Annotated in this window: 14 protein-coding genes; 5 read left to right on the top strand and 9 right to left on the bottom strand. The window is 71.0% G+C overall.

What is annotated here, in order from left to right; translation table 11 throughout:
- Both BB334_RS13670 and BB334_RS13665 read left to right on the top strand, forming a co-directional pair.
- The coding region (locus BB334_RS13670) for an acetate--CoA ligase family protein (RefSeq protein WP_198531258.1) at nucleotides 1–997 on the top strand (997 nt) is incomplete at its 5' end.
- A gap of 11 nt (nucleotides 998–1,008) precedes the next feature.
- Nucleotides 1,009–1,797: an enoyl-CoA hydratase-related protein gene (locus tag BB334_RS13665; RefSeq protein ID WP_068809058.1), complete on the top strand. Its 789-nt coding sequence runs from the start codon at nucleotides 1,009–1,011 to the stop codon at nucleotides 1,795–1,797.
- A gap of 205 nt (nucleotides 1,798–2,002) precedes the next feature.
- On the opposite strand, the gene BB334_RS13660 is transcribed toward BB334_RS13665, so the two are convergent.
- The 8 genes from BB334_RS13660 to BB334_RS13625 all read right to left on the bottom strand — a co-directional run bounded on the left by BB334_RS13660 (nucleotide 2,003) and on the right by BB334_RS13625 (nucleotide 9,546).
- On the bottom strand, nucleotides 2,003–3,439 hold the full coding sequence (locus BB334_RS13660; protein WP_068809057.1) for an NAD-dependent succinate-semialdehyde dehydrogenase: 1,437 nt from the start codon (nucleotides 3,437–3,439) through the stop codon (nucleotides 2,003–2,005).
- A 197-nt stretch (nucleotides 3,440–3,636) separates the two neighbouring features.
- Nucleotides 3,637–4,389, bottom strand: a complete 753-nt coding sequence (locus tag BB334_RS13655; protein WP_068809056.1) for an amino acid ABC transporter ATP-binding protein — start codon at nucleotides 4,387–4,389, stop codon at nucleotides 3,637–3,639.
- A gap of 4 nt (nucleotides 4,390–4,393) precedes the next feature.
- Nucleotides 4,394–5,047: an amino acid ABC transporter permease gene (locus tag BB334_RS13650; protein WP_068809055.1), complete on the bottom strand. Its 654-nt coding sequence runs from the start codon at nucleotides 5,045–5,047 to the stop codon at nucleotides 4,394–4,396.
- Nucleotides 5,048–5,108: 61 nt separating this feature from the next.
- A complete protein-coding gene (locus tag BB334_RS13645) occupies nucleotides 5,109–5,909 on the bottom strand; it encodes an amino acid ABC transporter substrate-binding protein (RefSeq protein WP_068809054.1) in 801 nt (266 codons plus the stop codon).
- A gap of 225 nt (nucleotides 5,910–6,134) precedes the next feature.
- Nucleotides 6,135–6,494 (bottom strand): diacylglycerol kinase, encoded by a 360-nt coding sequence (locus tag BB334_RS13640; RefSeq protein WP_068809053.1) that lies wholly within the window; start codon nucleotides 6,492–6,494, stop codon nucleotides 6,135–6,137.
- Nucleotides 6,491–7,180, bottom strand: a complete 690-nt coding sequence (locus BB334_RS13635) for a phosphatase PAP2 family protein (protein WP_068809052.1) — start codon at nucleotides 7,178–7,180, stop codon at nucleotides 6,491–6,493. The genes BB334_RS13640 and BB334_RS13635 overlap by 4 nt, the downstream gene beginning before the upstream one ends.
- Nucleotides 7,181–7,186: 6 nt before the next feature.
- Complete coding sequence (locus BB334_RS13630) at nucleotides 7,187–8,875, bottom strand: ABC1 kinase family protein (RefSeq protein ID WP_068809051.1); 1,689 nt, start codon at nucleotides 8,873–8,875, stop codon at nucleotides 7,187–7,189.
- The gene (locus tag BB334_RS13625; RefSeq protein WP_068809050.1) at nucleotides 8,875–9,546 is read right to left on the bottom strand and encodes a DUF6781 family protein; all 672 of its coding nucleotides are present in this window, start codon (nucleotides 9,544–9,546) and stop codon (nucleotides 8,875–8,877) included. Before BB334_RS13625 ends, BB334_RS13630 begins: the two co-directional genes overlap by 1 nt.
- A 255-nt stretch (nucleotides 9,547–9,801) precedes the next feature.
- Between BB334_RS13625 and BB334_RS13620 the strand changes: the two genes are divergently transcribed.
- The gene (locus tag BB334_RS13620; RefSeq protein WP_068809049.1) at nucleotides 9,802–11,019 is read left to right on the top strand and encodes an MFS transporter; all 1,218 of its coding nucleotides are present in this window, start codon (nucleotides 9,802–9,804) and stop codon (nucleotides 11,017–11,019) included.
- Nucleotides 11,020–11,035: 16 nt separating this feature from the next.
- On the opposite strand, the gene tpx is transcribed toward BB334_RS13620, so the two are convergent.
- Nucleotides 11,036–11,536, bottom strand: a complete 501-nt coding sequence (gene tpx, locus BB334_RS13615; RefSeq protein WP_068809048.1) for a thiol peroxidase — start codon at nucleotides 11,534–11,536, stop codon at nucleotides 11,036–11,038.
- Nucleotides 11,537–11,677: 141 nt separating this feature from the next.
- Here tpx and BB334_RS13610 point away from each other — a divergent pair, with 141 nt between their 5' ends.
- The gene (locus tag BB334_RS13610; protein ID WP_068809047.1) at nucleotides 11,678–12,343 is read left to right on the top strand and encodes a class I SAM-dependent methyltransferase; all 666 of its coding nucleotides are present in this window, start codon (nucleotides 11,678–11,680) and stop codon (nucleotides 12,341–12,343) included.
- Nucleotides 12,318–13,040 carry a hypothetical protein gene (locus BB334_RS13605; RefSeq protein ID WP_068809046.1) on the top strand — a complete coding sequence of 241 codons (723 nt, stop codon included), beginning with the start codon at nucleotides 12,318–12,320 and terminating at the stop codon, nucleotides 13,038–13,040. The genes BB334_RS13610 and BB334_RS13605 overlap by 26 nt, the downstream gene beginning before the upstream one ends.
- The last annotated feature ends 28 nt before the right edge of the window (nucleotides 13,041–13,068 follow it).

The raw sequence follows: 13,068 nt of genomic DNA, 5'->3' as shown, positions 1-13,068 counted from the left end.
CATGTTCGGCGGCTATCACACCCGCTTCGCCGAGTCGCTGCTCGGCGGCGAGATGCGCGCGGCCGAGTCGATGATCGAGCTCGCCCGCCGCTGCGGCAAGCCGCTCGTCATCTACAGCCTGTATGCGCCGGTCAAGCCGCCGGCGCTGCGCCGCCTGCACGAGGCCGGCCTGCCGGTGTACGCCTCGATCGAACATGCGGTGAAGGTGCTGCAGGCGCTCGCCGAACGCGGCATCTATCTGCAGCAGCAGCACGGCCAGCCGCTGCAGGCGAGCGTCACCCCGCTCGAGAGCATGCAGGCGATGTTCGCGCGCGCCCAGAACGAGGGCCGCGACCTCTTCGAGTACGAAGCCAAGTCGCTGCTGCGGGCGCACGGCATCGCGGTCGCCGAGGAGCTCGTCGCCCACAATGTGGACGAGCTCGGAGCGGCGATCGCCCAGTTCGGCGACCGGCCGCTGGCGATGAAGGTGGTGTCGAAGGACATCCTGCACAAATCGGACGCCGGCGGCGTCAAGCTCAACCTGGCCGGCGAGGCGGCGCTCCGCGAGGCCTACGACCAGATCATGACCAGCTGCCGTGCCTATGACCCGAAGGCCGACATCCGCGGCGTGCTGGTGACGCCGATGGCGAAGAAGGGGACCGAGGCGATCGTCGGCGTGGTGCGCGACCCGATCTTCGGCCCGGTGCTGATGTTCGGCCTCGGCGGCATCTTCGTCGAGATCCTCGAGGACGTCGCCTTCCGCGCGATCCCGCTGTCGCGCCACGACGCCGGGCTGATGGTAGACCAGCTCAAGGCCCGCAAGATCCTCGCCGGCGTGCGCGGCGAACGTCCGGTGGACAAGGAGGCGCTGGTCGACCTGCTGCTCAAGGTGTCGAGCATCGTCACCGCCTATCCGCAGCTCTCCGAGCTCGACCTCAACCCGGTGATCGCCTATCCCGACGGCTACGCGGTGGTGGACGCGCGCATCATCACCAACCGTTCGATCCTGAACCCCTGAGGACCCTGACGATGACGCTTCCCCCGCTCACCGACGCGCTGCTCGCCCTCGAGGACCGCGTCGCCACCCTGACCCTCGACCGCCACGACGTGCGCAACGCGCTCACCGGCACCGCGCTGATCGAAGACATCGTCGCCGTCGCCGACTGGGTGAGCCGCTGCGACGAGGTCTCGGCGCTCGTCATCACCGGCGCGGGCTCGGCCTTCTCCGCCGGCGGCAACGTCAAGGACATGGCGGCGCGCGGCGGCGACTTCGCCGGCGACGTCGCCGAGGTCGCCACCCGCTACCGGCGCGGCATCCAGCGCATCCCGCTGGCGCTGCAGGCGGTCGAGGTGCCGCTCATCGCCGCGGTCAACGGCCCGGCGATCGGCGCCGGCTTCGACCTCGCCAACATGGCCGACATCCGCATCGCGTCGACGAAGGCGAAATTCGGCGAGACCTTCCTCAACCTCGGCATCATCCCCGGCGACGGCGGCGCCTGGTTCATGCAGCGCCTGATCGGCTACCAGCAGGCCTTCGAGCTGACGCTGTCGGGCCGCATCGTCGACGCCGCCGAGGCGAAGACGCTCGGCATCGTGCTCGAGGTGGTCGAGGCCGACGCGCTGCTGCCGCACGCGCAGGCGATGGCGGCGCGCTTCGCCGCCCAGCCGCCGAAGGCGCTGCGCCTCACCAAGCGCCTGATGAAGATGGCGCAGCGCATGGAGCTGAAGGACTTCCTCGACCTGTGCGCCGCCTTCCAGGGCATGTGCCACAACGAGCCGGAGCACCTCGAGGCGGTCCAGCGCATGCTGAAGGACTGAACACAGCGGCTCGCTGCCCCCCTGTAGGAGATGACCCCAGGGCGATGGCAGCCGTCATCGCGGGCACGACCGCGGTTGATCGCGCTGAGGGCAGCGCTCCTACAGCGCCTGCGACCGACGCCGCCCCCTCCGACGCCGCACGCAAAAAAAGCCCGCCGGGCCCGGAACGGGCCTCGGCGGGCTTGTCATGCGTCTGCCAGTGCGATCAGACGTTGAGGATGGTCACGGCGCGGGTGTTGAGATAGGCCTCGAGCGCCTCCGGGCCGCCTTCGGTGCCGTGGCCGGAGTCCTTGATGCCGCCGAACGGCATCTCGGCCGTGGGCGTCGCACCCTGGTTGACATAGAGCATGCCGACCTCCACGCGCTGCGCCAGGCGGTGGGCGTTCTTCAGCGAGCGGGTGAACGCGTAGCCCGCCAGGCCGTAGGACAGGCGGTTGGCCTCGGCGATCGCGTCGTCGAGCGACTCGAAGCCGCGGATCGCCGCCACCGGGCCGAAGGGCTCCTCGTTGAAGACCTTCGCCTCGAGCGGCACGTCGTCAAGCACGGTGGGAGCGAAGAAGTTGCCAGTGCTGCCGATGCGCTCGCCGCCGGCGGCCACGGTGACGCCGCGCTTGATCGCGTCCTCCATGATCTCGGTCATCGCCGCCAGCCGGCGCGGGTTGGCGAGCGGGCCCATCTGCGTGCCTTCGGCGAGGCCGTCGCCGACCTTCAGGCCCGCGGCGTGCTTCGCGAGACTGGCGGCGAATTCCTTGCGCACGCTCTCGTGCACCAGGAAGCGGGTCGGCGAGATGCACACCTGACCGGCATTGCGGAACTTGGCGGCGCCGGCGCTGCGCACCGCGAGCTCGACATCGGCGTCCTCGCACACGATCACCGGCGCGTGGCCACCGAGCTCCATCGTGACCCGCTTCATGTGCTGGCCGGCGAGCGCCGCGAGCTGCTTGCCGACCGCGGTCGAGCCGGTGAAGGTGGCCTTGCGGATCACCGGATGCGGGATCAGGTAACCCGAGATCTCGGCCGGATTGCCGTAGACCAGGCCGACCGTGCCGGCGGGCACGCCGGCGTCGACGAAGGCGCGGATCAGCGCCGCCGGCGCGGCCGGGGTCTCTTCGGCGGCCTTCACCAGGATCGAGCAGCCGGTGGCGAGCGCCGCGCCGGCCTTGCGCACCACCTGGTTGATCGGGAAGTTCCACGGCGTGAATGCCGCCACCGGGCCGACCGGATCCTTCAGCACCATCTGCGTCGCCGCCAGGTTGCGGCCCGGCACGATGCGGCCGTAGACCCGCATGCCCTCGTCGGCGAACCACTCGATGATGTCGGCCGCGGCGAGGGTCTCGAGGCGTGCCTCGGTGAACGGCTTGCCTTGTTCCTGGGTCAGCATCGTGGCGATGTCGGCGGCGCCCTCGCGCACCAGCGCGGCGGCCCGGCGCATGACCTTCTGGCGTTCGACCGCCGGCGTGTCGCGCCAGGCCGCGAAGCCCTTCTCGGCGGCCGCCAGGGCACGGTCGAGGTCGGCGATGCTGGCGTGCGCGACGCGGCCGATCTCCTCGTCGGTGGCCGGGTTGTAGACTGGCATGGTGCGGCCGTCGGCGGCGTCCTGCCACTGGCCGTCGATCAGGAGCTGGGTGTTCTGATAGCTCATCGGGAGTCCTCGGAGATGGGGAAGGAGACCCCCGATTGTCCGCCATCGCCCCAGCGTCGGTCCACCCTGGGCCGGCGGCGGTCTCGCGCGCATGGGTGCCGTGATCGGGCACAGGGGTACGCTCCTACGGTGCCTGCGATGACCGCATCCCCTCCAGGCGCCCTGCCCTCAGGACGATCGCGCAGGGCGCCGCGTTCCTAGAGCATGTTGTGCAGGAAGGCGCGGGTGCGCGGATGTTCGGGGGCAGCGAAGAATTCGGCGGAGGGCCGCGCCTCGACGATCAGCCCGCCGTCCATGAACACAACGCTGCTCGCCACCTCGCGCGCGAAGCCCATCTCGTGGGTCACCACCAGCATCGTCATGCGCTCCTCGGCGAGCTGGCGGATCGTGCGCAGCACCTCGCCGGTGAGCTCGGGGTCGAGCGCCGAGGTGGGCTCGTCGAACAGCATGATGTCGGGCTCCATCGCGAGCGCGCGGGCGATCGCCACGCGCTGCTTCTGACCGCCGGACAGGCGCGAGGGATAGGCGTCGCACTTGTCGAGCAGGCCGACCTTGCGCAGCAGGGCCTCGGCCCTGGGCACGATCTCCTCGCGCCGCTGGCCCTTGACCACCATCGGCGCCTCGATCACGTTCTGCAGCACCGTCATGTGCGGGAACAGGTTGAAGTGCTGGAACACCATCCCCATGCGGCGGCAGATGCGGCGCAGCTCGGCGTCGGCGACGTAGCGGGCGAGGCCGTCGCTGCCGGAGGTGACCATCGCCTCGCCCTCGATCTCGATCCGCCCGCGGTCGATCGTCTCGAGATGGTTGAGGCAGCGCAGGAAGGTGCTCTTGCCCGAACCCGAGGGACCGATCACCGCGATCACCTCGCCCTTGTCCATCTGCAGCGACACCCCCCTGAGCACCTCGACCTCGCCGAAGCGCTTGTGAATGTCGCGGGCGCGGATCATCGGCTCATTCATCGTAGACGGCATAGCGTTTTTCCAGGCGCTGGAAGCCCCAGGTCAGCACCAGGGTCATGAGCAGGTAGAAGGCGGCGGCGACGATGAAGGGGGTGATCGTGAAGTCGCGCTGGACGATGCCACGCGCCGCGCGCAGCAGGTCGTTGAGCGCGAGCACGTAGATCAGCGAGGTGTCCTTCACCAGGGTGATGGTCTCGTTGCTCATCGGCGGCAGGATGCGCTTGACCATCTGCGGCAGCACGATGCGCCGCATGGTCTGGCCGTAGCTCATGCCGAGCACCTTGGCCCCCTCGTACTGGCCGCGGTCGATCGACTGGATGCCGGCGCGGAAGATCTCGGCGAAGTAGGCCGCGTAGTTGAGCGCGAAGGCCACCACCGCGGCGGGGAAGTCGGGCAGGCGGACGCCCACCACCGGCACGAAGGGCAGCGCGAAATAGATGAACAGCAGCTGCAGCATCAGCGGCGTGCCGCGCATCAGCCACAGGTAGCCGCCGACCGCGAGCGCGAGGCTGCGAAAGCGCGAGATGCGCACCAGCGCGAGCGCCAGGCCGAGCGGCAACGCGAGCGCGAGGGTGATGAAGAACAGCTTGAGGGTGACGAGCGAACCCTCGGCCAGCGGGCCGATGATGCTGATGACGTAGTCCATGCGACCTGCCGGTCGGCCGGGCACGCGCCCGGCCGGAAGGAAAATGCGGTGGAGAGGAGGCTTACTTGATGATGTCGGTGCCGAACCACTCGGTGGAAATGCGCGCGGCGCTGCCATCCTGCTTCATCTCGTCCATCGCCTTCTGGATGCGGGCGAGCAGCTCGGTGTCGTCCTTGCGCACGCCGACGCCGTATTCCTCGGTACCGAAGTTATCCTCGAGCACGCGGTACTGGCCAGGCTTCTTGGCGGTGTAGTAGCGGCCGACGACCTCATCGAGCACCACCGCCTCGAGGCGGCCGGTAGTCAGGTCCATCAGCGCGGTGACGTTGTCGCCGAACTTCTTGAGCTCCTTGATCGAGCCCGCCACCGGATCCTTGAGCACCGCGTCGACCGCGCTGCTGCCATCCTGGATGCCGACCACGCGACCGGCAAGCTCGGCCTTTGCCTGGATCGGCGAATCCGCGTTCACCACGATGATCTGGTGATTCTCCATGTAGGGCGCGGTGAAGCCGATGTTCTGCCTGCGCTGCTCGGTGATGGTGAGTCCGTTCCACAGTGCGTCGACCCGCTTGCCGTTGAGCTCGGCTTCCTTCGCGCTCCAGTCGATCGGCTTGAATTCGACCTCGATGCCGAGCCGCTTCGCCGCTTCCCTGGCAAGGTCGATGTCGAAGCCGACCAGCTCGTTCTTCTCGTTGCGGAAGCCCATCGGCGGGAAGTTGTCGTCGAGGCCGACGACGATGCGGCTCGGGGCGGCGGGCGCGGCCGCCGGCGACGCGGCCAGCTCGGGCTCGCTCCTGCCGCAGCCGGAGAGCAGCGCGCCGGCGGTGAGGGACATCATCAGGATCGTCGTCAGTCGTTTCATGATCGGCCTTGGAGGAAGGATTGGCGGTCGGAACGCCGCCGCGCGGGCGGGCTTGCACCGGAAGCGGCGCACTCGGGCGCGATTGTCCCCTCGAAGCCGGGCCCGAGCAACCCGCGAGGCCACCGCGCCACCGCCGTCATCGCGCAGGGGGCTGCGCTCCACAGTGCCTGCGATGAGCACCGCCCCGGTAGGAACCCTGCCCCCAGGGCGCTCAACGGCCATTTCCTAGGGGCCGCCGAAATGCGCCCACAGGAAGGCCAGCCCGACCGCCACCGCTACCGCGCTCGCCAGCAGGACCGCGCCCGCGGCGATGTCTTTCGCGGCGCCGATCTCGGGGTGGCGTTCGGGATGCAGGCGGTCGGCAAGCACCTCGAGCGCCGAGTTGAGCAACTCCGCGGCGAGCACGAAGCCCACCGTCAGCGCCATCACCGCCCACCACAGCGGCGCCGGCCGCATCGCCAGCAGAAGCGCCAGCACCCCCGCCACCGCCGCGAGATGGGTGCGCACGCTGCGTTCTCGCACCACCGCCAGCTTCAGGCCGTTGAGCGCGAAGCCCATGCGCACGATCAGGCCGCGCCCCTTCATGCCGTCTCTCCGCGGCGGCCCCAGAGTTCGGCCACGGCCCACCAGCCCAGCGCCCAGGCCGCTCCAGCCGCCCACCCGGCGAGCACGTCGGTGGGCCAGTGCACGCCGAGATAGACCCGGCTCGCGCCCACCAGCCCGGACAGGGCGAGCGCAACGCCCAGCACGAACAGCTTCTCCCGGCGCGCGGGCAGGAGGCGGGCGATCAGCGCGCCCAGGGTGAGGTAGACGAGGGCGGAGATCATCGCGTGTCCGCTCGGAAAACTCGCTGACAACACGTAGTCGCCGTGCGCCACCAGTTCGGGCCGCGGACGGTCGTAGGCGGCCTTCAGCAGCACCGAGGCGAGCGCGCCGCCAGCGGTCGACAGCAGGAGGAAAAGCGCAGTGCGACGCCGCCCCGACAGCAGCAGGAAGGCCGTCGCCGAGAGGATCACCAGGCCGAGCACGGGGAAGCTGCCGAGCGCGGTGATGTCGCGCGCCGCCGCCTCCAGCCAGGGCGGGCCGAGCGGATCGCCGGCGTCGCCCGGCGCGCGCAGGGCGAGCAGGATCGCGCTGTCGACCGCGTGCGTCTCGCCCTCGACGACCTCCTCGCCGACCTCGATGAACAGCCACAGCGCGGCCGTCACCGCGGCGGCGACCGCGAGCAGCCGCGGTTCGAGCCAGTTGCGCAGGAAATTCACCCTTCTCATTGGTGCTCAGCGCCCGCTGCGCCACACCGAGACGAGCACCCACAGCCCGCCGAGCACCGCGCCGAGGAAGCCGAGCAGGCCGAGGGTGCGCAGGCCGGCGAGCGCCGGGTCGCGCACTACCGTCATCAGGATCGCGGTGCCGACGATCAGCGCCGCGGTGACGATGCCGAGCGTCATGCGGCTGACCGCGCGGTCGATCTGGTCGGCGAAGCGCTGCAGCGCCACCACCTCCACCTGCACCTGCAGCTTCCCGCGCCGTCCCGCGCGCAGCAACCGGCTGAGGTCCTGCGGCAGGCCGGCGAGCAGATCCACTGCGCCGCCGAGCGCGCGCCAGCCGCGCCTCGCCACCGCCGCCGGCGCGCGGTGCGAGAGCATCACCCGCCGCAGGTAGGGCGCGGCCTCGCTCGCCATGTCGAAATCGGGGTCGAGCTGGCGGCCGAGGCCCTCGAGGGTGATGAAGGCCTTGAACAGGAGGACGAGGTCGGGCGGCAGCGCCAGCCCGTGCTCGCGCAGGATCGCCACCAGGTCGTTGAGCATCGCGGACATGTCGAGCTGTTTCAGCGGCACGCCCTTGTACTGGTCGACGAAGGCCTCGATCTCGAAACGCAGCCGCGCCGGATCGGCCTCGGCGTCGCCCTCGTCGCCGCTGCGCCAGTCGAGCAGTACTTCGGCGACCGCGTCCGCGTCGCCCTCCACCAGGCCGTGCAGCAGCAGCGCAACCTCGTAGCGGCGCGCCCCGGAGAGCCGGCCGACCATGCCGAAGTCGATGAAGGCGATCCGCTCGCCCGGCAGGTAGAAGACGTTGCCCGGGTGCGGATCGGCGTGAAAGAGGCCGTCCTCGAGCATCATCTTGAGCACTGCGGCGGCGCCGCGTCGGGCGAGCAGGCGGCGGTCGAGACCCGCGGCGTCCGCGCCCGCGAGGTCGCGCCCGGCGATACCGTCGACGTAATCCTGGACGTTCAACCGCTCGCCGCACCACTCCCAGTGGATGCCCGGCACGATGATCTCGGGACGATCGGCGAAGCTGCGCGCGACGCGCTCGGCGTTGCGGCATTCGGCGGCGAAGTCGAGCTCGCGGCGCAGCGACAGGGTGAATTCGCGCACCACCTCGCGCGGCCGGTAGCGGCGCAAGTCGGAGGCCTCGGCGTCGACGATCTCGGCGAGGCGCGCGAGCAGGTGGAGGTCGGCCTCGACCGTGGGACGGATGCCGGGCCGACGCACCTTCAGCACCACCCGACGGCCGTCGGCGAGCCGCGCGCGGTGCACCTGGGCAAGCGAGGCCGCCGCCAGCGGCACGAGCTCGAGCTCGGCGAACACCGTCTCGGGCGGCGCGCCAAGGTCTTCCTCGAGCTGGGCGCGGATCGCCTCGAAGGGGGCTGCCGGCGCGCCGTCCTGCAGCTTGCCGAATTCCTCGATCCAGTCGGGCGGGAAGAGGTCGACCCGGGTGGCGAGGACCTGGCCGAGCTTGACGAAGGTCGGGCCGAGATCCTCGAGCGCACGCCGCACCCGCGCCGGCGGCGCGAGCCGCGCGAGCTCCTCGGGCGCGCGCCAGTGCAGCACTTTGCCGGCGCGTTCGAGCGCCTCGCCCATGCCGACCCGCCGCACGAGGTCACCGAAGCCGTAGCGGATCAGCACCCGGGCGATGTCGTGCGCGCGCGCGAGGTCGCGTGCGGCGCCGATGGCCTGCCAGAACATCACTCGCCGCGGTCGCCGTCCGTGCCCCTGGACCCGCCGGTACCCGGCTGCAGGCGGTCGGCGATGCCGCGCAGCATGCCGGCGGCGAGCCCGGCGAAGAGGCCGGCCTCGTTGCGCAGGGTGCGCACGCCGCCGTCAACCTGTTCGCGGGCGAGCTCGGCGAGCGCACGGCCGAGCTGGCTCACCGCCTCCTGCACCTGTCCGCCGACCGCGGTGCCGCTCGCGCGGCCGTGCTCGGCCAGATCGCTGAGGGTGGTGCGCACATGCCCGCTGGCCGACTTCGCCGCCTCGGCGAGGGTGTCGAGAAAATTCGACTCCAGCTCGTCGAGCTCGTCGAGCCGGGTCTTGAGCGTCTCGCGCGAGAACTCGCCGCTGCGCCCGAGCGCCTCCTGCACCGCGAGCCGGGTCGCCTGGGCGGCGGCGGCGAGCGCCTGGTCGAGCCCCTTCACCGCCTCGCCGACTGCCGCGGCACGCTCGCCGTCGGGACGCTCGATGCCCTGCTGTGCGCCGCGCAGCACCGCGCCCATCACTTCCTTCATCTGCCCCGCATCCAGCCTGCCGTGGGCGAGCGCCTCAAGCGTGAGCGCGCGCACGCGCTCGGCGATCGCCGACGGATCGCTGTCGACCGCGGCCTGCACGTCCGCTTCGAGCCGCTTCGTGTGCTCAGTCATCGTCTTCCCCCGTGTCGCTGCGATTGTCGCCCGACGTCGGCGCATGCCGGGCACCGCCCGATGCCGTGTCGAGTGCTGCTCCGATTCTGCGCCTTCGCTACGGAAAAGGCATTGCTGCGGCGCGGTGGACGGGTTCTCGGGCGATGCCGTAGACTCGCGCCCGCTCCGACGCCCGCCGAGACGCGCTGCCGCCCAACGCCGGCACGCCGTCGCCCGGCCCGCGTGCGTCCCCTCAATTCCCGCCGGATGTCCCGCATGACCAACCAGACCGACCGTCCGCTGCTGACGGTCCTGCTCTTCGCCTCGCTGATCGTCTGCATCTCGATGGGCATCCGCCACACCTTCGGCCTCTTCCTCGCGCCGATGACCCAGGACCACGGCTGGAGCCGCGAGGTGTTCGCGCTCGCGATCGCGCTGCAGAACCTCGCCTGGGGCGCGAGCCAGCCCTTCTTCGGCCTCATCGCCGACCGCTACGGCGCGCGCCGGGTGCTGTGGGCGGGCGCCGCGCTGTATGCGCTCGGCCTCGCCGGGATGGCGTGGGCGACGAGCGGCACCGGGCTCGCCGCGAGCGCCGGCCTGCTGATCGGCCTGGCGCAGAGCGGCACGACCTACAGCGTGGTGTTCTCGGCGATGAGCCGGCTGCTGCCGCCGGCGCGCATCAGCTGGGCGATGGGGATCGTCGCCGCCGCCGGCTCCTTCGGCCAGTTCCTGATGGTGCCGGTGGGCGCCGGCATGATCGGCGGCATCGGCTGGTTCGGCACCCTGCTCGGTTTCTCCCTGCTCGCGCTCGCGATGGTGCCGCTCGGGGCGGCGCTCACCCGCGGCCTGCAGCCGGGCGCGGCCCACGCCGGACAGTCGGCGATGGCCGCGGTGCGCGAGGCGCTCGGCGAGCGCAGCTTCCTGCTGCTCGCCACCGGCTACTTCGTGTGCGGCTTCCAGGTGGTTTTCATGGGCGTGCACCTGCCGTCCTACCTGCTCGACAAGGGCTTCTCGGCCAACCTCGGGATGACCTCGCTGGCGCTGATCGGCCTGTTCAACATCGCCGGCACCTTCCTCGTCGGCCACTGCGGCACGATCTACCCGAAGCGCTACCTGCTCGCCTTCATCTACGCGATGCGCAGCGTGGTGATCGTCGCCTTCCTGGTCGCGCCGCTCACACCGCTGTCGGTGTACCTGTTCTCGGCGGCGATCGGCATGTTGTGGCTGTCGACCGTGCCGCCCACCAACGCGATCGTCGCCCAGGTCTTCGGGGTGCGCTACTTCGGCATGCTGTCGGGGTTCGTCTTCCTCAGCCACCAGGTCGGCAGCTTCCTCGGCGCCTGGCTCGGCGGCAAGCTGTTCGACGCCACCGGTTCCTACGACGTGGTGTGGGGCATCTGCATCGCGCTCGGCATCATCGCCGCGCTCGCCAACCTGCCGATCGACGAGCGCAACCTCGAGGCGCGCCGCACCGCGGTGGCGGGCCGCGCCTGAGCGCGGCCCGCCACGATCACTTCAATGCGGCGAGCGCCGCGGCGTAATCGGGTTCCTGCTTGATCTCGGGCACCAGCTCGGCATGAATGACCTTGTCCGCAGCGTCGAGCACCAGCACCGCGCGCGCGGTGAGGCCGGCGAGCGGGCCGGAACTGATCGCCACCCCGTAGTCGCTGGCGAAGGACGGGCTACGGAAGGTCGACAGGGTCTTCACGTTGTCCAGGCCCTCGGCCTCGCAGAAGCGCTTGGAAGCGAAGGGCAGGTCGCCCGACACCACCAGCACCACGGTGTCGGCGAGCGCGTTGGCCTCGGTGTTGAACTTGCGCGCCGAGGCAGCGCACACCGGGGTGTCCAGGCTCGGCACGATGTTCAGCACCTTGCGCTTGCCGGCGAAGGCGTCGAGGCCGACCTCGGCGAGGTCGGCGCCGGTCAGGCGAAAGGCGGGCGCGGCATCGCCCACCTGCAGAAAGCGGCCATCGATCTCGATCGGGCTGCCGCCCAGGGTTACCTTGCTCATTTCTCGTCTCCTTCCAGGGTTTGAACGGCCGCGCCACCGGCGGCGCGGGATTGCTGGACCGACAGGCTACACCAATCGCGCTGGCGCCCGGCGCATCGACTGCTAGCATGAACGAGTCACAACCATTACCGGGATCTGCCCATGGACGTCCAATCGGTCACCGCCGCCTATCAGCGCTACGCGCCCTTCTACGACGTGGTCTTCGGCCCCGTCTTCGAGCCAGGCCGTCGCCACCTGATCGAAGCGCTCGACTGCCGGCCCGGCGAGGCGGTGCTCGAAGTCGGCGTCGGCACCGGCCTGTCGCTCCCGCACTATCCCGCCCATGCGCGCGTCACCGGCATCGACCTGTCGCCCCACATGCTCGAGCGCGCGCGCAGCCGGGTACGCCGCCACCACCTCGGCAACGTCAGCCTGCACGCGATGGATGCCCAGGCCTTGCCGTTTGCCGACGCCAGCTTCGACAAGATCGCCGCGCTCTACGTCGCCTCGGTGGTGCCCGACCCGGCCGCGATGATGCATGAGCTGCGGCGGGTTTGCCGACCGGGCGGCGAGGTGCTGGTGGTGAACCACTTCTCGCGCGCCGATGGCTGGGCGCACGCGATCGAGCGTCGGCTCGCCCCGCTCGGCCGCCTGCTCGGCTTTCGTCCCGACTTCCCGCTCGAACGCTTCCTCGACGCCGCCGGCATGACGCTCGCCGACGCCCGCCCGGTGAACCTGTTCGGCTACTGGACCCTGCTGCGCTTCCAGAAGCCGGCCCAGGACGAACGCGGAGGCGGGCGCGATGACCCGGCTGTCGGCGATCAATGAGGCAGCGCTGCGGGTCCTGGGCCGGATGCCGGGCGCCCGCATGCGCGCGCTGCGCGCCGCCCTGGGCACGGTGTGCGAGCGCCACTGGTCAACGATGCGCGGCGCGCGGCCGCAGACCCGGTTCGCACAGGCACTGTGGGACACCCCGCCGCCGCTTTCCGCACTCTTCATCCACCTGTACGCAGTCGGCGATCCCGCCCTCGATGAACTGCTCGAACGCCTGCACGCCGACCAGGCGCTCGCCCTGATCGCGCTCGGCGCGCTCGAGGACGGCGACGCCGAGGGCGCGCGAAGCGCCTATGAGGCGATGAAGCTGTTCGGCGCACCGGCCTCGCGCGCCACCCTGGTCGAGGCGGCGCTCGCGCCACCGCCGCCGGTCCCGACAAGCGACGCCGCGCTCCGCCACGCCCACCGCCCCGCGCTGTGGCGCGCGGTCGCCGGGGCGGCGCTCCACGCCGGCCGCTGGGACACGCCGGGGGTGCTCGCCGCCCTGCACGTGGTGGCCGCGGCCCAAGGCGCAGCCTCGCAAGCCGAGGCCGACCTGCAGCCCCTCCTCGAGCTGCTGGCGGAGCTGCACGTCCGCCTGCTCGGGGTCGAGGACGGAGAGCTGCACTACAGCCTGCGCGGCGAGCCCCAGCCCCCGCTGCCCCGCCGCCGGCTGGCCGAGATGCTGGCCGAGGCGAAGCCGGGCGTCTGATCCGCCCCGCCGCTACGACGCCTGAATT

The organism is Thauera phenolivorans, assembly GCF_001696715.1.
GTDB classification, from domain to species: domain Bacteria; phylum Pseudomonadota; class Gammaproteobacteria; order Burkholderiales; family Rhodocyclaceae; genus Thauera; species Thauera phenolivorans.
The sequence above is the reverse complement of the archived record's forward strand: the minus strand, read 5'-3'. Positions and strand labels throughout refer to the sequence as shown.